Origin of the sequence: Pseudobutyrivibrio ruminis AD2017, from assembly GCF_000424305.1 — a bacterium.
Lineage (GTDB): Bacteria > Bacillota > Clostridia > Lachnospirales > Lachnospiraceae > Pseudobutyrivibrio > Pseudobutyrivibrio ruminis_B.
In genome coordinates this window covers 54,996-72,400 of the sequence record NZ_AUJQ01000010.1, presented here as the reverse complement: position 1 = coordinate 72,400, position 17,405 = coordinate 54,996, and the positions used below count along the sequence as shown (strand labels likewise).

General features: G+C 39.8%; 16 protein-coding genes. 2 read left to right on the top strand and 14 right to left on the bottom strand.

Going from position 1 to position 17,405, the window contains the following annotated elements; genetic code table 11:
* Positions 1 to 120: 120 nt before the first annotated feature.
* The 6 genes from G611_RS0108625 to G611_RS0108595 all read right to left on the bottom strand — a co-directional run bounded on the left by G611_RS0108625 (position 121) and on the right by G611_RS0108595 (position 5,699).
* Complete coding sequence (locus G611_RS0108625; RefSeq protein WP_028243279.1) at positions 121 to 1,047, bottom strand: SIR2 family NAD-dependent protein deacylase; 927 nt, start codon at positions 1,045 to 1,047, stop codon at positions 121 to 123.
* A gap of 93 nt (positions 1,048 to 1,140) precedes the next feature.
* Positions 1,141 to 1,953 carry a protein-ADP-ribose hydrolase gene (locus tag G611_RS0108615; protein ID WP_028243278.1) on the bottom strand — a complete coding sequence of 271 codons (813 nt, stop codon included), beginning with the start codon at positions 1,951 to 1,953 and terminating at the stop codon, positions 1,141 to 1,143.
* A 54-nt stretch (positions 1,954 to 2,007) separates the two neighbouring features.
* On the bottom strand, positions 2,008 to 2,448 hold the full coding sequence (locus G611_RS0108610; RefSeq protein ID WP_027204087.1) for an Rrf2 family transcriptional regulator: 441 nt from the start codon (positions 2,446 to 2,448) through the stop codon (positions 2,008 to 2,010).
* 521 nt (positions 2,449 to 2,969) lie between these two features.
* A complete protein-coding gene (locus G611_RS0108605; RefSeq protein WP_028243277.1) occupies positions 2,970 to 3,410 on the bottom strand; it encodes a DUF3795 domain-containing protein in 441 nt (146 codons plus the stop codon).
* Between the two features lie 32 nt (positions 3,411 to 3,442).
* Positions 3,443 to 4,126 (bottom strand): TIGR00266 family protein, encoded by a 684-nt coding sequence (locus G611_RS0108600; RefSeq protein ID WP_028243276.1) that lies wholly within the window; start codon positions 4,124 to 4,126, stop codon positions 3,443 to 3,445.
* A 91-nt stretch (positions 4,127 to 4,217) separates the two neighbouring features.
* Positions 4,218 to 5,699: a glycoside hydrolase 43 family protein gene (locus tag G611_RS0108595; protein ID WP_028243275.1), complete on the bottom strand. Its 1,482-nt coding sequence runs from the start codon at positions 5,697 to 5,699 to the stop codon at positions 4,218 to 4,220.
* A 142-nt stretch (positions 5,700 to 5,841) separates the two neighbouring features.
* Between G611_RS0108595 and G611_RS0108590 the strand changes: the two genes are divergently transcribed.
* The gene (locus G611_RS0108590; protein ID WP_028243274.1) at positions 5,842 to 6,705 is read left to right on the top strand and encodes a DMT family transporter; all 864 of its coding nucleotides are present in this window, start codon (positions 5,842 to 5,844) and stop codon (positions 6,703 to 6,705) included.
* Here G611_RS0108590 and G611_RS14435 read toward each other — a convergent pair.
* From G611_RS14435 to G611_RS0108550, 8 genes are all read right to left on the bottom strand, one after another.
* Positions 6,702 to 8,012 (bottom strand): sensor histidine kinase, encoded by a 1,311-nt coding sequence (locus G611_RS14435; RefSeq protein WP_051195179.1) that lies wholly within the window; start codon positions 8,010 to 8,012, stop codon positions 6,702 to 6,704. The two genes, G611_RS0108590 and G611_RS14435, sit on opposite strands and share 4 nt — an antisense overlap.
* A complete protein-coding gene (locus G611_RS0108580) occupies positions 8,005 to 8,676 on the bottom strand; it encodes a response regulator transcription factor (RefSeq protein ID WP_028243273.1) in 672 nt (223 codons plus the stop codon). The genes G611_RS14435 and G611_RS0108580 overlap by 8 nt, the downstream gene beginning before the upstream one ends.
* 8 nt (positions 8,677 to 8,684) lie before the next feature.
* The gene (locus G611_RS0108575) at positions 8,685 to 9,272 is read right to left on the bottom strand and encodes a GTP pyrophosphokinase (protein WP_028243272.1); all 588 of its coding nucleotides are present in this window, start codon (positions 9,270 to 9,272) and stop codon (positions 8,685 to 8,687) included.
* 111 nt (positions 9,273 to 9,383) lie between these two features.
* A complete protein-coding gene (locus G611_RS14430) occupies positions 9,384 to 9,782 on the bottom strand; it encodes a lipoprotein (RefSeq protein WP_051195178.1) in 399 nt (132 codons plus the stop codon).
* Positions 9,783 to 9,787: 5 nt separating this feature from the next.
* Positions 9,788 to 11,482 (bottom strand): amino acid ABC transporter ATP-binding/permease protein, encoded by a 1,695-nt coding sequence (locus tag G611_RS0108565; protein WP_196801555.1) that lies wholly within the window; start codon positions 11,480 to 11,482, stop codon positions 9,788 to 9,790.
* A complete protein-coding gene (locus tag G611_RS0108560; protein WP_028243270.1) occupies positions 11,479 to 13,218 on the bottom strand; it encodes an ABC transporter ATP-binding protein/permease in 1,740 nt (579 codons plus the stop codon). The genes G611_RS0108565 and G611_RS0108560 overlap by 4 nt, the downstream gene beginning before the upstream one ends.
* Before the next feature lie 26 nt (positions 13,219 to 13,244).
* Positions 13,245 to 15,350: an amylo-alpha-1,6-glucosidase gene (locus G611_RS0108555; RefSeq protein ID WP_036948773.1), complete on the bottom strand. Its 2,106-nt coding sequence runs from the start codon at positions 15,348 to 15,350 to the stop codon at positions 13,245 to 13,247.
* A 156-nt stretch (positions 15,351 to 15,506) separates the two neighbouring features.
* Complete coding sequence (locus tag G611_RS0108550) at positions 15,507 to 16,049, bottom strand: glutathione peroxidase (protein ID WP_028243268.1); 543 nt, start codon at positions 16,047 to 16,049, stop codon at positions 15,507 to 15,509.
* Between the two features lie 185 nt (positions 16,050 to 16,234).
* Between G611_RS0108550 and G611_RS14425 the strand changes: the two genes are divergently transcribed.
* Positions 16,235 to 17,368, top strand: a complete 1,134-nt coding sequence (locus G611_RS14425) for a D-alanyl-D-alanine carboxypeptidase family protein (RefSeq protein WP_051195177.1) — start codon at positions 16,235 to 16,237, stop codon at positions 17,366 to 17,368.
* Positions 17,369 to 17,405: the final 37 nt, after the last annotated feature.

Sequence of the window (17,405 nt, the reverse complement as noted above, 5' to 3'; positions counted from 1 at the left end):
CTTTTGAACTAAAAACCAAAAATTAATCTTAGAAAAAAGAAAAGGATGCTGCAAAACGGTGTTTTGCAGCATCCTCTTTGTCTACAGTCTGAGACCAGTACAAGTGTACTGGTCTGAGCTTCATGACTCTTGTAATATGGTTGCAATATCACCATCAATACATATACTTCTATCGGCAATTTCCTCTGGGCAGAATGATTCACCATAATTTAAGCAGGCATATACCGCTTTTTCATTTGCCAGCGTCATCTGCCAGAACGGATACTTTATTATTACGGGCGTATTAGCTCCTACTCCCAATTCAAGATAAAGAACATGAAGATTCTCATGTCTACGAATAAAATCAGAATATGCTGCAGATGCCCTATGCCATCCTTCATCTTCAACAAAAGAATCATCCGCTCTCAAATTCATAGTCATATCAGAGCCATCATCAGGGCACTTTGGAATCAGCTCAGAAGGAATTTCCATCAATAACTTACCATCAACCGGTACCTGAAATACTCCCTGATCATCTTTTTCGAACCCTTGTGCTTCCATAGCTTTCATTACCCACTCTTCATTATCAAAGGTTTTCTGAATAGCAGGATTCACGCTCTGAAACAAACCATAATCACCCTGCGTATAAAACAGTCTCTTTTTATCAAATCCTGCCTTCTGGAACTGATGATCAACATTCGTTGTGATTACAAAATAATCTTTTTCTTTAACCAACTCCAACAACATTTCATATACAGGCTTTGGGGCTTTCATATAGCGGTTGATATAAATATTTCTTGCCCACCAAGCCCAGCGGATTTCTTCACTTGGAAACGGATAGAATCCACCTGAATACATATCTCTTATTCCAAATCTTTTGGCAAAGTCATAGAAGTATTTTTCAAAACGTTCGCCACTGTAAGTAAACCCTGCTGATGTTGATAATCCTGCACCCGCACCTATAACAATGGCATCTGCTTCCTTGATTTCTGTTTTAAGTCTGCTTATCAGTTCTTCTTTGTTACCCTTACCATAGGACATGCTTCTAAAGTATCTCACAGCATTCATGTCTACACTCCGTTCCGGTCCGCGCTAAACGCATGTCCACCGGACATGCAGCGCCCTTTCTCTATAGTTTCCTGATAACCATTAGGCATATCATCATATAAGTTTTTCATAAATGGCCTTATCCTCATCTTTGAAAACATTGAATATCACTCTTTCTACCTTACCAGGATTTTCACGAAGCCATTCTGACACAGTCTTAACGGCAATCTCAGCTGCTTTTTTGTTAGGAAAACGAAATACTCCTGTTGAAATACAGCAAAAAGCAACGCTCTTCAAGCTATTTTCAGCACACATATCCAAAGTGTTTCTATAGCAGTTCTCCAAGTCCTTTTCCAATTCAGGAGTAAGTTTGTACTGGACAATTGGTCCTACTATATGAATAACTTTCTTTGCAGGAAGATTATACGCATCAGTGAGCATTGGAACGGCTGTCGGCTGCTCATAATCTCTTCCGTATCTGATTCGAAGTTCATTCATCTGCCTGTTGCACTCAGCTCTTAATTGCACTCCTGCAAAAGTATGGATACAGTTATCTATGCAAGTATGCATCGGAACAAAACAACCAAGCATCTGCGAATTAGCGGCATTAACAATAGCATCCACCGAAAGTCTTGTGATATCTCCTTGCCAGATAGAAAGTCCATCCCTGATAACCGGGATGTCTGACAGATTCACCACACCCTTTTCAGCCGCTCTTTCTGTCAGATATTCATCCTGTACTTTCATGACCTCAGAAGATAATTCTTTTGGCATACGGATGTTCATAAGCGACCTTAAGATTCGTCTTTTATCTTCCGTACTATTTGGAGTCTGTAATTCCTTATATTCAGCAGAATCTGCCTTGAACTCTTCTACAAGATAATCAAGACGTTCTTCCTGTGTTGATTTTTTAGCCTTAGTTTCCATATTCCACATCCTTCTAAAAAAAGACTCTGAAGTAAACACCTCAGAGTCTCATTGTTAAGCTTCTTTTGCCAACAGTTCCTGCATTCCGGATCTTAAATCATTAAGAGTGTATTTTTTCATCTCTGATTCCATCGCTTCCTGTATGTTTTTCAACTTATCATCCAAAAGTGAATGGATATTCCTACCAACAGGGCACTCTGGATTTGGTGATTCATGAAATCTGAATAGATTTCCATCCTCCAAAGGCTCTATTGCCTGATACACATCATAAAAAGTTATATCTTTAAGATCTCTTGTAAGCTCTATTCCGCCTGTTCCTCTGATAACATTTATTAGCCCTGCGTTTTTAAGCTGAGTAAGTATCTTTCTAATGATGACAGGATTCGTATTTATACTGGCTGCAAGAAAATCGCTCGTTACCTTGTGTTCATCTTTAAATGTATCCACACATGTAAAAATATGAAGTGCAACCGTAAATCTGCTTGATATCTGCATTTTTAATCTTCATCCTCGAATATAAAAATGTTCAGCGATGTAACCGTGGCGGTTTCATCTGATGGTGTTAATATAGCACTGTTTTGATGTAATGTCAATGGTTACATCTAAATTTTTTCAAAAAAATTTCCAGGTGCAGTTAAACACCTGGATTTAATGTTCAATATTCAATTAGGTCGAGAACTTTGAAGTTGTTAATCTTACTGCCTTCAATTATACAGAATCCACATCCAGCAAGGAATACACAATTCAAAAGTGATATTTTTTCCACTCCCAAGCAGTGCTGGATTCACTTTTCGCTCTAGCACTGCCTATTTCTCTTCTCCAGAATGGGCTTTGTGGCTTTGGGATTTGTGATGCTACGGCAATATGCTATGAATAGTGACTTCTTACCGTAATATTTCGCTGAGATTGGACTGATTTTCTATTACTTATTTTAGTTTACTTTTGTTAATTAAAGTGTATTTCACCATATTTCAAATACGTTGCCAAGTTACGCCACACTGCCTGAAGTCATTACATCACAAATTCATATTCTCACGATTTTCACGTAATAAGCCATATCTCCTAAGTAATCTCCCCAAATTCTCTTCCTTCTCAAAAAACGCCCTCTTCAACTGCAGATATTCCTCCTCACTACAAACCTCTCTACACTTAGGCTCAAAAGATTTGGTAACCTGAAAGCATTCCTTCATGTTGTCGCAGGGATATTCCTGACAGTCGGCACATGTTTTGATGCCTCTGTCCTGGCAGCATTTCACCACCTGATATCTGCACCAGTTTTCAGGCTTGCAGCCCGTGCAGGAAATCTCTTCATTAGTCACAATATGGTCCCGATACCCAATCTTCATCCACAGCTCTGCCGTATGGCGCAACTGTTCATCAGTCTTTTCACATGGGTGCGCCACGTACCTTGGGCAGGCCATGCAATCATTTCCACAAGCAGCTATTATCTTCTCCAATTAAAATCTCCCTTGCACTTCGTTAATTCTAATTAATTAGATGATGAAGGATGTGGCATGTAATCGTAAAGCTTGAGTGCTGTAGATGAGATAGGCATACTCTGGAGCACTACCTTACCTGGGCCAGTAACGACTGTGTTGAATAATCCCTCGCCGCCAAAGAGCATGTTCTTTACGCCCTTGATTGTGCGGATTTCCATTTTGCAGTTTTCTGACATTGCAGCAAGGTTTCCAGAATCAACAATCTTTACTTCACCAGCTGCCAATTCATACTCATGAGCTGAACCATCAATCTCAAGGAATACGATTCCTGTTCCTGTGAATTTTCTCATAAGGAAGCCTTCACCACCGAAAAGGCCGCTGCCAATTTTCTGCTGAATGAAAACTTCAGATTTAACATCCCCAATAGTTACAAGATAAGAACCCTTCTGAACAATGATTCCATTTCCTGGTGTGATTTCGATAGCTCTGATTGAGCCTGGGAACTTTGATGCAAATGCAATTTCACCTGCACGATTTGCAACATAAGTATTTAAAAACATGTTTTCGCCAGTAAGCAATCTGCCAAACATCTTGCCTAAGCCGCCGGCTTCTGTTTGCATTTCAATGCCTTCATCCATCCAGGACATAGCACCTGCTTCACATTGAACAGATTCTCCCGCAGCAAGCTTGCATTTAAGTACTGGTAAGCTATCACCACTAATTTCGTAATTCATATTTCTCCTCCTTTTTTATCTTATGTAGACATACTATAGATATCATACTACTTATAACATTTTCTATCTGTAAAAAATCTGTGACCCCTTCCTAGGAAACCACAAGGTTTCTAAAATCAGCCATACCACCAATATTCTTTGTAGCATAAGAAAAAATACCGATTCGATATCCTACAAACAAATCCAAGGTATAATGCATCTGCAAAGGCTCACCTACTTCTACAAAGCTTTCACCATCTACAGAATAATAAAAATATGCCTTATCCTCATTTTCAAAATCAAACACGATTCGCAAAGTAACACTTTCTTCATTAAAGCCTGCTATATCTGAAACTGGTATGCGCTCCTTTATTCCATTCTTGAAGGCCTTAAACAAAATAAGCTGCCCATTTTCCTTTGTAATACCTATCTGACCGTACTCTCCCATGAATGCTGCAATACCGGCATAATCTCCGTCAATCATATTTGAGAAATCACCTTCTACCGTATATACGGATTTAGGTGTGATTGTTTTTTCGGTAAGTGTGTTTCTTGCAGTCATCAATCCATCACAAACCTGAGCATTCTTAAGGCGCAAATATCCTGGGCGCTCTGTAAATGACCATGCATCATCTATAGGATTGTGATTCCACTGAAACTGCAATGGTAGTTTATTTTCACTGTGATTAAAGCTATCACTGATAACAATAGGTGCTGTCTTCACCTCTGTCATATCTATCTCAAACTCTACTGGCGCTTCGATTACTGGCCAATCCTCCTGCCAATCCATAGGAAGCAGATATGGAATTCTTCCTACTGCCCCATGATCCTGGAACAGCATGCTATACCATTTGTCCCCAGCATCAATCAACACGCCCTGAGCTATACCGCAATTACGATATCCCATATCATCATCAAAAATCACCTTACGTTCAAACGGACCATCTAAAGACTTTCCGCGATAGCAAACCTCTCGTCTTCTGCTATTGCCTTCACCTTCCTTAGGCCATTCGATGAAACAAAAATACATGTAGCCATCCTTCACATAAGCTCGACAGCCCTCGCAGCGAAGCATGATGCCATCCTTTGGAGTGGAAAAAAGCAGCTTGTTTAATCCGCCTTCCTTAATACCCTTTAAATCATCCTGAAGCTCAGTGATATGTATATCTCCATTGCCATATACAAGATAAGCTCTATCCTCCCAAAACAGGAAGCTCATATCGTGATATATGCCCTCAAGTTCCACACGCTGCCAGAAGGATTTTTCAATATCATCTGTATAATATATGTAAGTCTTTTTCATATCGTTGCAGACAAAAGTCGCATAAAAAAGACCATTTCTGTATGCTAAAGATGTAGCCCACTGGCAGGCTCCATAAGCATTTTTTCCGTTCTTTAATTGATAGATATCGTTATCCTCTATTTTGTCAAAAATATAGGAAACAATCTCCCAATTCTTCAAATCATTAGAGCGAAGTATTGGCGCTCCAGGTGTAAAAAACATGGTAGTGCTAACCATATAATAAAAACCATTTGCCTTTATTACATCGATATCTGGCATATCCATGTTAATTAATGGATTTAAAACCTTCATTACATCATCCTCCTTTAATCGACAAAATCATTTTAATGTACCCCAACTATTAAATCTACAAAAAGTTGACATTTTCTAGAAGATATTCATAATATTTATGAATAAAAAAGAAACAACTCAAACACTAGGAAGGATTCTCACTATGAACTCTAAAAATAAACTAAAAGGAATCACCTTTATTTTACTTGCAGCATTTGGATTTTCACTTATGACATTTTTCGTTAGAATTTCTGGAGACTTGCCTACTATGCAAAAAGCATTCTTTAGAAATTTTGTTGCACTTATAGTTGCCAGCTCTGCCATTATCAAAAGTGGCAAGGGCATACATATTGGAAAAGGAAACAGACTTGATGTATTCCTTCGTTGCGCTTTTGGTACCTCTGGACTGATTGCAAACTTCTATGCCATTGACAGACTAGGTATTGCTGATGCGAATATGCTTAACAAGCTATCACCATTTTTTGCAATCATTCTCTCAATCTTCATCCTAAAAGAAGTTCCAAACAAATTTGATATAATTACAACAATAATCGCCTTTATAGGCGCACTATTTATCATCCGCCCAACCGGTGCTTTTACAGCCGTATTCCCTGCACTGATTGGCCTTTTCGGTGGATTCGGTGCTGGAACTGCCTACGTATTTGTAAGAAAGGTAACAAATAAGGGAGTGCAAACAGCCATTATCGTATTTGCATTCTCCCTTTTCTCATGTATTGTAACCTTACCATTTTTAATTTTAAATTTTGTTCCTATGACACCACTTCAGTGGCTATACCTATTCCTGGCAGGCGTATCTGCATCCCTTGGCCAGTTTTCTATCACAACTGCCTACAAATATGCCCCTGCCAAGGAGATTTCCGTATTCGACTACACCCAGGTAATCTTCGCAGCCATGCTTGGAATCATCTTCCTTGGCGAAGTACCTGAAGCTCTCAGCATTATCGGATATGCGATAATCATCGGCATCGCCATCATTCGCTGGCACAAAAACCTAAAGGCTGCCTAGAACTTGCAGGTGAAGGTAATGATTCCATCGCGCCAGCTTACTTTGATGTCGCCGTGATAGCGCTCCATGAGACCCTGGGCGATGGAAAGGCCTACACCGTAGCCTTCTTTGTCGATGTTGTGAGCTTCGTCGCCACGATAAAAACGGTCAAAGAATCGATGGTAATCCTTTCCTTCACCACTTTCATAACTATTAGAAACTCTAAGATAGATGTTCTTTTTCTTCTTGTCAGTTCCAAGTCCTATAGTTACTTTTCCACCATCATCACAATATTTGATAGCGTTATCAATAAGAAGTGTAGCTATCTGTCTAATATCACCTTCGTGAGCAAGCATTCCAACACCTTCAGCAATAGATGAATCCATGGTCTTACCGTCTGCTGCTGCAACTGCCTCGAAGGTCTTAGCAGTATCCTTTACAATAGCTGTAAAATCTGTGTATACTCGCTCTTCCTTGCTGTCCTTTTCGCTGGCTCGAGTAACAAGCACCAGGTTTTGAATAAGGCCTGTCAATCTATCTACCTGTCTCATTGTGGACTTGGTCCATTCGTTGTCCGTCCCCATCATCTCTAACATTTCAGTGTTTGCTCTGATAACGGCAAGCGGTGTCTTCAGCTCGTGGCTGGCATTTGTAATGAAGGATTTTTGTAGCTCAGCATTTTTGATTTCTGGCTCGATAATTCTACCTGCCCAAGTCCTGATAACAAATGTTGATATAACCATGCCTAAGCCAATCAATATGCATGCCAGCAAAACCAATCTTCTGTTGATTGAGACCTGGGTGCTACAGTCTAGTACAACAACTATGTTGCCCCCTGCTTCTCTATCAGAAACCATGTAATAGTAATCATCATAGCTTCCGAATTTGAACCAGCGTTTCATTACCGTATTTGCGTAGGTAACAGCTTGCGATGGTTCCACTGCTGCAGTGTGGGATGTAATGACCTTTTCCACAGAACCACTTTCATCAAATGTTACCGCAAAATATCTGGTGGAATAATAAAACTCGTCGGAAATATATCCGCTTTCAACACCAAATAGCTTTTCCAGCTGAGTTATAAAATCGTTTTTGTTTTTAATAGTTTGATTGTTGTCCTTCATATCGCCAGATTCGATGCTGTCGTACTGAATAGGCAAAACGCCATCATTTTCAACGATATACATTATGTTATCCTTTATCTGGCTGCGGGTCATAAGTACGTTGAACACATAGATGCACCCTGCAATAAATGTCATGACAACAAAAAATGATACTGATGCTGTAAGTATGAATTTATTTTTTAATCTTTGAATCGCTTTTTCACTCATTTATAACCACCTGATAAGGGCCGCCTTTATCGCCTTTGATTTCAACATTAGAATCTATGTAAGAAAGCTTTCCCCGAAGGAAATTAACATATAACCAAACAGTCTCTTCTGAAACATCTGCCTCATCGTTCCACACATGCTCTATTAGATAGTTGCAATCAACAGCATGCTCCTGATTCAAAAGCAGTGCCTGCATCAAAGAAAATTCCTTTAATGAAAGTCTTACTGTGTTAGATGCTATAAGCTCCAAGCTTTCTGATTTTAGTGTGATGTCTCCAAAAGAAAGCTCCTTTGCCGCGTACTGGCTGCCTCGTCTGGTAAGTGCCTTCACTCTTGCCATAAGCTCCTTCATGGCAAATGGCTTGGTCAGATAATCATCGGCTCCTGCATCTAAGCCTTCAACTCTGTCATCGACCTCGGCCTTTGCTGTAAGCATCAAAACTGGAGTAACGATATTTCTTTTTCTAATCTCTTTTAGTACCTGAAGACCAGACATCTTAGGCATCATGATATCAAGCACAATACCATCATAGCCATTACTTAGGGCTTTTTCTAAAGCCATCTGTCCATCAAATGTACTATCAACGTCAAATCCTTGCATTTCAAGCATCTGACTAATAACCTTATTTAAATCTACAGTATCTTCTGCAAGTAATATTTTCATATAAACCTCTATAAATTGTTTTTAATCATTTCCCTGATTGTCTGCATTGACATATCGGTAGATGCCAGCTCATCTGCGCATCTTTTAAGCTCTGCAATAATCAGCTTATCCTGCTCACCCACTTCTTTCTTGTAATGAATGTGGTGCTCCAAGGCAGCCCATGTGTCCATGGATATTGTTCTAAGCTGAATCTCCACAAAATACTTATCATCATATTTCAAAATCAGATGAAGACTGCGGTAGCCGTTTGGCTTTGCATGCTTGATATAATCCTTTTCTTCTACCAGCTCCACCTTATCCATGTTGATAAGATGCTCCTTTACAGTGTATACATCGCTGATAAATGCACACACAACTCTGATACCAATAGCGTCATGAATAACTTCAAGGGCCGACTGGGTTGTTTCAGGTAGATTCTGCCTTCTACATTTTTCTCGCATACTTTCCTCTGATTTGATTCGAGCTCTGCAGTGTTCCACTGGGTCGTTGCCATTTTCTTCGGTCATATTTGCCCTAAGCTCATCTATAGAACCCAAGATAATATTCATAACATCTATCATGGCATCCCTATGATTTCCATAAATTGATTCTTCCATGAATTCTCCTTATTGTACAGGTTACGGCAACAAACATTTATCTTACTCCGTCGCGGGATTGCTCCTTGAGTAAGATAAATATTTGTTACCTACCGCCTCATCCCATAATAGCTATTCTAGCACGGAATCTACCAATACGAAGTATGTGCCTTCGCCTTTGGTGTAGGTTGCGAAGCGACCTACTACAGTGATTTTGGTGCCGTCATCTGGGTATGTGTCTTCGCCCTCTGGCAAAAGGTATTCGATTCCTTCTGTGCAACATCCTAATGCATCATACACAATACAGGAATGGGTGCCGCCGTGTGTGGTATTGCTATCTCCATCCATCTTAACCATCTTTCCCTTATAATTATCAGGATGTGACAACATATCATACACATACGAGTACACCATTGTAGATGACATGGTGGTCAAATCCACATCCACGTCACTTACCTTATTCTTTTTTCCACAAGCCGACAGTGTAAATACCATACAGCATGTTAGTAAAATCAATGTAAATCTTTTCATATATATCACTCAAAATCTATTACTGAATCCGCCACTCCCATGGTGGATTTTCTGTGCGATACAAGCACTACGGTTTTATCCTTTGCCTCCTCCTTAAGTGACTTAAGTATGATGCCCTCGTTCAAAGAATCCAGTGAACTGGTAGGCTCATCTAAAAGCATCATATTACCGCCGTGTAAAAAGGCTCTGGCGATTCCGATTCTCTGCTTTTCTCCTCCCGATATGGTAGATCCAAGCTCGCCAACTACAGTATCATATCCATGTGATAATCCAGTGATAAAATCATGAATGCTAGCTTTTTTAGCTGCCTCAACAATCTCATCCATTGATGCATCAGGCTTACCCACTGCAATATTTTTTGCAATTGTATCGTGGCTCATCCATGTTTCCTGAGTTACGAAGGACTGATTTTCTCTAAGAGAAGCGGTGTTGATAAAATCTATTTCAATCGGTCCATCCACCTTGTCATAATAGTGAATCTGACCTGCATCTATCTTCCAAAATCTCATAAGAAGACGCAGTAATGTGGATTTGCCACTTCCACTAGGTCCATGTATTCCAAGGATTTGTCCCTTTTTAATATCTACAGAAACGTCCTTCAGCACCTGGGCATCATCATAAGAAAATGACACGTTATTTACAGAAGCAACATTCCCCTTGGAATTTGCCACCATTTCAATATTTATTCCATCATAAACCTCTTTTACCTGAGGCTTTTCATCTAACAAATCAAGCACGCGTTTGCCGCAGGCAAGTGTCTGATTAAGATTATTAGAAAGTGATGCAAGCGCCACCACTGGTCCGAAGGAACTCATCATGGCTACCGTTGCAATAATCACCTGCTCAAAGCCAACTTTTTGCTTACTGTAGGCGTATACCATCACACCTAATATTATTAATGAAAATACATGTATGGAAAGATTAGTAAGGCTTTTTTGATTCTTCTCAAAGCCTACCAGTTCTTCCCTTGTACTTTTTAGTTCATCTGACTTTTCATTTAATTGTTTTAATGTAGCTTTACCTGTCTTAAACTGAATAGTTTCATCTATTCCATATGTAGCGCCAAGAATAAAGCTATTCATTTTTCCAAATAAACTTCTAAAATCTAGTCCTGCTTCTGCAGATTCTACTTCATTTGCAACAGGTATAATTCCTCCAACAGTCACATAGGCAATGGCTGCAATAATACCAGCGGTAGGATACTGCATGCCGATGAAAATGGACATTAAAACCGATACCAAAACTGCAATTGCGATAGGCGAAATAGTATGTGCAAAAAACACCTCCAAAAGCTCGATATCAGTGGTAATCATGGTAATCAGATTACCTTTTTCTTTACCTTCTAGCTTAGCTGGGCAAAGGATTCTTAGCTTATCAAAAACCTTATGACGAATGATTGCAAGGATTCTAAAAGCTATATAGTGATTACAATATTGCTCGCCGTAATGAAGCAATCCTCGCAAAATTCCAAGTGCCACAAGAACTCCAAAAAATCTCTTTACACTCTTCAAAATCACTGGGTTATCAATGTTTGTGGCCACAATGGCAATGCCTTCAGCACCAATTACAGTAACGAAGATTGCGCACAAATGCCCCAGTGTTCCAAGCAAAATTCCAAGAAGCATTACTGCTGTAAGAGGCTTGACCAATATAATCAAACGAGCCATTATTTTTAATCCAGAAGATTTTTCATTTTTCATAATGATTCACCTCCTGCATAGTTTTCCAAGGCCTGCTGTGCATTAAACACTTTGGCATAATAGCCCTTCTTTGCCATAAGCTGAGTATGGCTTCCCTGTTCAACTATCTCACAATCATTAAGCATGTAGATTTCATCAGACATAACCACATTTGCAAGTCTATGTGATATAAGGATGATGGTCTTTCCCATATCCTTTGAAAGCTGTCTGATTACCTTCATGATGATTTCTTCTGATTCCACATCAATATTGCTTGTGGCCTCATCAAAAATATAGATGGGACTGTTTTTCAGTAACGCTCTAGCCAGTGCCAAACGCTGTCTTTGGCCTCCTGACAAATTGCTTCCCCCTTCTTGTAGCTTAAGGTCAAGTCCTCCCATTGGCTGCAATTCTTCTAAAAGATTCATAATCTTAAGAGCACCATTAAGTCTCTTATCACTGGCCTTTCCATTACCAAGTAACAGGTTTTCCCGAACAGTACCTGGAAAAATGTAGCTGTTAAGAGATACAGCTGTAATGGCCGACATCAGTGAATCTTCTTTTATATTTTTTAGCTCCTTGCCACCGATAACTATGCTACCCTCGTAGCCCTTAAGCTGTCTTCTAAGGATTGCTGCAATAGTGGATTTGCCAGAACCGGAAACACCAACAATGGAAATCAGCTTTCCAGTGTTGATATTCATATTTATCTGATTTAATACAGGCTTCTTATCGTAGGAAAATGACATGTTTTTTATAGCGATATCGTAAGAGCTGCCATTTAATACTTCTTTGCCCTGCCCCGTCTCTTTTATATCAAGAAATTCAAACATCTTATCAGCTGCTTTCATTCCGTTCATGCCAATGTGAAAATACGAACCTAGCAATCTCATTGGAAGGAAAAATTCCGCTGATAATAGTAAAAACATTATGGCTTCTTCAAGATTAAGCTGACGGGCCGCAAACTCATTTATAGTGACTGCTATTCCAACAGCTGCCCCTGCATATGCCACAATATCCATAACAATTGTGCTGTTAAGCTGCATAGATAATACCTTCATGGTGATTTTTCTGAAATTTTCAGATTCCTCGTCCATTTCCTCTAAAGCCTGTTCGTCAGCCTCATATATCTTAAGAGTTGTCATACCATGAAGCTTTTCAAGGAAGGTATCTCCTAAGCCGTAATAAATCTTAAAGTATTTATCAAGCAGCTTTCTTGCCACCTTCATAACCACCATAATTACAATAGGAATAAGTGGTACTGCTGCAAGTAGAACCGCTGCAGCCTTCAGGTCATATCTAAATAAAAACAGAAATAATGTGATAGGAGCAAGTAACGCATATACGAACTGACTGATATATTTTCCAAAATATACCTCTAACTGCTCTACTCCCTCCCCCATCATCTGTGTTATCTGAGCTGTTGATACGTATTTACGATATCCGCTACCAAGTCGCAGTAGCTTTGCGTAGATTTCCTCACGGATTACTCTTTTTACATCTACACTGGCTTCAAATGATGCTTCTGTATATAATCTGTCAAAAACAATTCTGCAAGATATAGAAAAAAGAGCTACTCCTAGATATATAAGTAGCTGCTTGACTTCTATTTTTTGATTGTAGGCATCAGAAAAGACGCGGGCTATACAGCCCACTACAATGATTTGGGCAACTAAAGCAAGCCACTGCCAGACTACCTCTAGCAATACATATCTAGTGCCCCTCTTTAACATTTTAAGCAACCTAGTCTTTATCATCTTTTGCCTTCTTTTTTTAGTATTACTTACTTTAGTAATAACGCGTACGCGCGGAGTACTTCGCCTACGGACCAGGCCTGGGCGTAGCAGCCGCGGGCTGTGTGTGGTTCATCTCCGTCGAAAATCTCAGAGATGGTTCCTATACATCCTTCAAACAGATGCTTCTCTACAGGAGCAAACATAGCCTTTGCCTCTTCGATAGCCTGAGCTGTGTGGCCACCTGTTTTAAGATATGCCTCGATAAATGCCCCAAGCAAGAAGCCCCATGCTGTTCCCTGGTGATATGCATGGTCACGTTTTTCCAATGCTCCCTGGTAAATACCGTGATACTGTTCATCATCCACATCTAAGGAACGAAGTCCTACCCCAACATACAGTCTTTCCTTCACTACACGTACCACTGACTTTTCCTTTTCAGGGTCAAGCATTGTAAATGGAAGACTTACTGCAAAAATCTGGTTCGGTCTAAGTGTTGCATCCTTAGATTCATCATCAATTACATCGTATAAATATCCGCCCTCTTCGTACCAAAACTCTGAATTGAAGGCTTCCTTAACCCACATAGCCAACTGACTGCAGCCGCCTGCATAAGCCAGATAGTTTTCAGGCTTGTTATGGGTACGTCTTGCAATACCTCTGGAAATCTCCTCCATGGTCATAAGTGCGTTGTACCACAAAACGTTGATTTCTACTGGCTTACCATGTCTAGGTGTGATAACCTCATCTCCTATGCGCACATCCATCCAGGTAACCTGATCTAATCCGCCGCCAGCGCGCATCAAAGCATCATCGTCCATACCTATTGAGAACAATGTGCCCTTTCTGTAGGCCCCCATAATCTCCTGAAGTCCAGGATAGATTTCATCCTCTACAAACTTCCAAGCCTCGTCTGTATCCACATATTTAAGGTAATTGTAGACAGCATAGAAATACCAAAGTGATGCATCTGCTGTGTTATATAATGGGTCCTTTCCATCATCTGGGAACATGTTTGGGACAAGACCGTTTTTGATGTATTTAGCAAAGGATAACAGGATTGATTTAGCATCATCAAATCGGCCTGTTTCAAGGCAAAGCCCTGTAAATGAAATCATGGTGTCTCTGCCCCAGTCTGTAAACCAAGGATAGCCTGCTATGATTGTTTTTCTTCCGGTTGATTTTCTGTCAACTATAAACTGGTCAGCTGCCACTGTAAGAAGTTGAGCAAAATCATCATCCTCATCAAAGCCAGCCTTCTCAATAAGCTTAGAGATTCTGGCCTTGTTCTTTTCTACTTCGATAAATGCTGTATCCTTTTCAACAACTGGAAATGCCTTCCAGCTTTCCTTTTTTCTTCCAGTAGAATCGTTAACCTCTACTGTACATACAAAGGATGCCTTAGATACCCCACCTTCAGCAACCTCCATAACAAAATCATAAGGCTTAAGATGACAATCAAGTCCATCTGCCTCGTTATCAATTTCAAACTGCAGCTCCATGTTTTCATCGTAAACATTGTTACGCTTAACCATTTCACATCCTGCAGCAATAAGGGATATTCTAACCTTTGAATTGCTAACAGGTGTGTAGTAAAAGCCTACATTGCCTGCATCTTCATTTCTGTATTCCTTGAAGATTTCCACTGGAAGCTCCCAGCGCAAATCATCTATTGTCATATGTTCACCATGGTCACGATAATTCATAAGAGGTGTTATAACCACACCTGCTGCTGGACCATTGTTTTCTAACGTATATGCGATAGTACATTGATTCTTTCCCTGTACCAATGAAATTGTCTTAGTAAGTCGCATTCCACCTGCTTCGTATACGTATGTGATGTTGCCATCGTATTTAAAGCTTTTCAAATGCATGTTGCCCTGATTAAATTCGCTTGTATATGGCCCCTTGTGCTGAGCAGTAGTTAAATCGTATATACGGCTTCCACACACTAATCTTTCATTTGTTTTTGAAAATACAAGAAATCGTTCCACTGGCGGATGTAGACTTGCAATTAGATATCCATGATGCATTCTGGAATGTGCTCCGATTATAGAAGAACCAGCATATCCTCCGATTCCATTTGTAAGCACCCATTCCTTACTTAAACTAGTTTTATAATTATTTAACTTGTCAAAAACAATCTCAAAACCCATTTTTATTCTCCATCTTTATTCTTCACTATTTCCTATTATACACAATATGTCTAAATTATAAAAACTAATAAAGAAAAAACTTGCCACTATTTCTTACAATAAAAAGGGGATTAGGCCATAAGCCTAATCCCAAATATAGGAGTAAAATATAATGAATTAAATAAGAGAAGCAACGCAGTCCTCAACATCCTTCATGCTGGCTGTTGGCTCGAATCTGGCAACCACGTTACCCTGACGGTCAACGATGAATTTTGTGAAGTTCCATTTGATTTCTGAGTTGTTCTTATAGTCTTTGTCTATCTTCTTAAGCATTGCGCTCATAGCAAGAGCCTTAGGTCCCTTACCAAAGCCTTCGAAGGTCTTCTGTGACTTAAGATACTTGAAAAGTTCAATAGCTGTATCACCGTTTACATCAGCCTTCTTCATCTGTGGGAACTGTGTATTGTAGTGAAGTGAGCAGAACTCGTGAATCTCCTCATCTGTTCCAGGTGTCTGTCCCGCAAACTGGTTACATGGAACATCTACAATCTCAAGACCCTTGTCATGATATGCTTCGTAGATGCTTTCGATATCCTTGTACTGAGGTGTGAAGCCGCAGCCTGTAGCTGTGTTAACAACCATGACTACCTTGCCTTCATAATCCTTCATAGCCTGCTGCTCGCCATTTGTTTTCTCTACTGTTAAATCATAAAATCCCATCTCAATTCCTCCTTGATAATTTACTTAATAATTTATAATTCAATTGTGTGCAATCTATTTTATATTTTGATTGTACGCAATTGAATTTTGTTTGTCAATACCTAATTTTTATTTTTTTATATTTTTTTTGGACTTACTATTTGATAAAATCTTAAGTGAATCAATTTAGGGGGAGGGGGTTCTTAATGAAATCAATATTTATTCGGCGAATTCTTGTTAATTCTATGATGGTATTTTCCGTCACATCAGCTCTGTTATTATCATCTACAACTGCAAAGGCCGCTGCTTATTCTGTCACACCAGAATCAGGGGTACTGCTATCCTGCGTAGGAACCGAGGTTTTTTCGGATGCAGACCCAGCCACTTATGTTACTACCATTAAATCAAACACACCTGTTAATGTTATTGGTCGTACAACTAATGGATTTTGGCAGGTAGATGTAAATGGCACGCCTTATTATATTTCTCAGCAGGCATTGTCCACATCGCCAAACACCACTGCCTACAAGCTAACATCCTTTGACGCAAAGGCAGCGCTGGTGGCAAACGCTTCAAATGGAAAGCTGATATACACTCAGGGTGCTTTGGACAAACTGGAGCCAGCCAGCACCACCAAAATAATGACTGCTCTTTTAGTAATTGAAGCTATCGAATCGGGCCAGATATCCCTTGAAACACCAGTAATGGTTTCAAACACTGCTCTTGCATCTTTGCCATCAGATGCCAGTCACGTTAAGCCAAGACTTGCTGCGGGAGAAGTTTTAAACGTAGACCAGCTGCTTACAGCCATGATGGTTAGCTCGGACTGTCAGGCTTGCAATGTTTTAGCTGAACTTGTTGCAGGCTCTGTTCCAAACTTTGTTGCTATGATGAATACCAAGGCTGCTGCAATAGGTTGCGTAGACACTAATTTCACAAATCCATCTGGTTATCCTGATGAAAAAATGTATACAAATGCTTATTCACTATATGCCATTACACTTAATGCAATAGCTCATCCATTGTTTAACCAGTATTTTAATAAGGGGACCGCAGTGCTTCCTGCAACAAACCTTTGTGCAACACCTAGAGTCCTGACAAACACCGATTCTCTTATGGACGTAACTAGCAGCTACTATAATCCTACTGTAATCGGCGGCAAAACAGGTTCTGCAAATCGTGCAGGACAATGTCTAGTATCTGTAGCCCAGGCACAAGGCAAAACAGTTATATCTGTTGTTCTTGGAGCTACCAACCGAACCATGTTTGACGGTTATAGAGTATCCATGCGCTATGCAGAAACCAATCGACTAATTAACTTAGGCTTCGCAAATTACTAAAAATAAAAGCACTTACAGACAAATGCCTGTAAGTGCT

What these genes read in the sequence shown, in the direction of transcription:
- G611_RS0108560 (WP_028243270.1), bottom strand. Translation starts at nt 13,218, where the DNA reads ATGATAAAGACTAGGTTGCTTAAAATGTTAAAGAGGGGCACTAGATAT.
- G611_RS0108625 (WP_028243279.1), bottom strand. Translation starts at nt 1,047, where the DNA reads ATGAATGCTGTGAGATACTTTAGAAGCATGTCCTATGGTAAGGGTAAC.
- G611_RS0108575 (WP_028243272.1), bottom strand. Translation starts at nt 9,272, where the DNA reads ATGGAAGAATCAATTTATGGAAATCATAGGGATGCCATGATAGATGTT.
- G611_RS0108550 (WP_028243268.1), bottom strand. Translation starts at nt 16,049, where the DNA reads ATGGGATTTTATGATTTAACAGTAGAGAAAACAAATGGCGAGCAGCAG.
- G611_RS0108600 (WP_028243276.1), bottom strand. Translation starts at nt 4,126, where the DNA reads ATGAATTACGAAATTAGTGGTGATAGCTTACCAGTACTTAAATGCAAG.
- G611_RS14425 (WP_051195177.1), top strand. Translation starts at nt 16,235, where the DNA reads ATGAAATCAATATTTATTCGGCGAATTCTTGTTAATTCTATGATGGTA.
- G611_RS0108580 (WP_028243273.1), bottom strand. Translation starts at nt 8,676, where the DNA reads ATGAAAATATTACTTGCAGAAGATACTGTAGATTTAAATAAGGTTATT.
- G611_RS0108610 (WP_027204087.1), bottom strand. Translation starts at nt 2,448, where the DNA reads ATGCAGATATCAAGCAGATTTACGGTTGCACTTCATATTTTTACATGT.
- G611_RS14435 (WP_051195179.1), bottom strand. Translation starts at nt 8,012, where the DNA reads ATGAGTGAAAAAGCGATTCAAAGATTAAAAAATAAATTCATACTTACA.
- G611_RS0108595 (WP_028243275.1), bottom strand. Translation starts at nt 5,699, where the DNA reads ATGAAGGTTTTAAATCCATTAATTAACATGGATATGCCAGATATCGAT.
- G611_RS0108590 (WP_028243274.1), top strand. Translation starts at nt 5,842, where the DNA reads ATGAACTCTAAAAATAAACTAAAAGGAATCACCTTTATTTTACTTGCA.
- G611_RS0108565 (WP_196801555.1), bottom strand. Translation starts at nt 11,482, where the DNA reads ATGAAAAATGAAAAATCTTCTGGATTAAAAATAATGGCTCGTTTGATT.
- G611_RS14430 (WP_051195178.1), bottom strand. Translation starts at nt 9,782, where the DNA reads ATGAAAAGATTTACATTGATTTTACTAACATGCTGTATGGTATTTACA.
- G611_RS0108615 (WP_028243278.1), bottom strand. Translation starts at nt 1,953, where the DNA reads ATGGAAACTAAGGCTAAAAAATCAACACAGGAAGAACGTCTTGATTAT.
- G611_RS0108555 (WP_036948773.1), bottom strand. Translation starts at nt 15,350, where the DNA reads ATGGGTTTTGAGATTGTTTTTGACAAGTTAAATAATTATAAAACTAGT.